Origin of the sequence: Lutimaribacter saemankumensis, assembly GCF_900100005.1 — a bacterium.
Classification (GTDB): Bacteria; Pseudomonadota; Alphaproteobacteria; order Rhodobacterales; family Rhodobacteraceae; genus Lutimaribacter; species Lutimaribacter saemankumensis.
Window position 1 is genome coordinate 1 of record NZ_FNEB01000038.1, and the last position, 1,432, is coordinate 1,432.

General features: G+C 53.1%; 2 protein-coding genes. One reads left to right on the plus strand and one right to left on the minus strand.

From position 1 onward, the window contains the following. Window positions 1–182, minus strand: a 182-nt coding sequence (locus BLT50_RS18810; protein ID WP_090030842.1) for a nickel-binding protein, incomplete at its 3' end; no start/stop codon positions are given. Between the two features lie 152 nt (window positions 183–334). Between BLT50_RS18810 and BLT50_RS18815 the strand changes: the two genes are divergently transcribed. After that, window positions 335–1,213, plus strand: a complete 879-nt coding sequence (locus BLT50_RS18815; protein ID WP_175491548.1) for a LysR family transcriptional regulator — start codon at window positions 335–337, stop codon at window positions 1,211–1,213. Window positions 1,214–1,432: the final 219 nt, after the last annotated feature.

Genomic DNA, 1,432 nt, shown 5'->3' on the forward strand with positions numbered 1-1,432 from the left:
CTTTCGCCTTCGAAAAGGCACATGCAGCGGCCGTCTTCGGGTGCGAAAGTCGAGCGGATATAGCTGATTTTTTCGCCCGCGCCCGACATCTTTTCGGCGGTTGCAATCGCTGCTTTTTGTGCGCCTGCCAGGTCATCCATGCTGATGCCTTTCAAGTCGCGTTCAACCATGAATACCGACATTTCCAATCTCCCTTTGCTGTTTTTGCCCTTTCATGAAAACGCAAAAACTGTGTCTTGAGAAAACGCAATGCGCTATTGTTCAATAACCCACGGTTTGAATGTTCTACGGTATATTGGACGGAGTTGCGCGCTTTTGGACAGGGGGGTGTTCAATGGAGATGTCCCAGATACGTTACGTTCTCGCGGCCGCCAAACATCTGAATTTCACCAAGGCCGCGTCTGATTGCAATGTCACCCAGCCCGCCTTGACCAAAGGCGTGAAGGCTCTTGAGGTGGAGCTTGGAGCGCCTGTCTTTCACCGGGAAGGTCGGCGTATCCTGCTCAGCGATTTTGGTCGGTCCATGCTGCCGCACTTGCAGCAAATCGTTAGCGAGGCCGATGCAGCCCAGTTGCTGGCCCAAAATTTCCGTCTGCTCGAAAAGGTGCCGATCAGGTTGGGCGTTATGTCGACGATTGGACATATCAGACTGGCTCGATTCCTCGCCCAGTTCGAAAAAACCAATTCTGGCGTGGAATTGTCCGTCAGCGAACGCTCGACCACGGAACTTAAGGACAAGCTATCGAACGGCGAACTGGACGCCGCGGTCATGACGCTGACGGAAGAGCTGCAAGAAAACTTTCGCACTCATCCTCTCTATGCAGAAAGATATGTTGTGGTCTTCCCGCCCGAACATCGTCTCGGGCAATTGAATGTTGTCAGTCTGCAGGAGCTGTCGGGAGAAAATTACGTGGATCGGCTATCTTGCGAAATGCGCGAGATGGTGATGCAGGTTTGCGCGTCAAAAGGTGTCGAACTTTATGCGCGCTTCCGGTCTGAAAGAGAAGGCTGGGTGCAGGCAATGGTTCTTGCAGGTATCGGTTTTGCCTTCATGCCGGAATACTCTGTTACCTTGCCAGGTTTGATCCAACGTCCGCTGATAGATCCGACAGTTGAACGAAAGATTGCGCTGGTGACCATGCCGGGCCGAAAGTTTTCACCGGCAATGGAGGCGCTGATGCGCTCGGTGAAAAATTTTAGCTGGCCTGGATAGTTGCAAAGGCTTTTCGCTCGTCCGCTGGCGGTGACCGTCTGCGATCCGGAGAGGGACACATCAGAACAGCTTGGCCTCAGGCGCGCAGAGGGCTTTCGTCGCCTTTGAAGATGATCAAACGCTTAGGTGCGCAATCATGGACGGCTAGGTTTGCAAAGCGGGCGGATTCTGGCTTTTGTTCGGAATAGGTTAAATCCTACCCCCGCAACCAAATATCCC

Coding starts and splice junctions, on each gene's coding strand:
- BLT50_RS18815 (WP_175491548.1), top strand. CDS start 335: ATGGAGATGTCCCAGATACGTTACGTTCTCGCGGCCGCCAAACATCTG.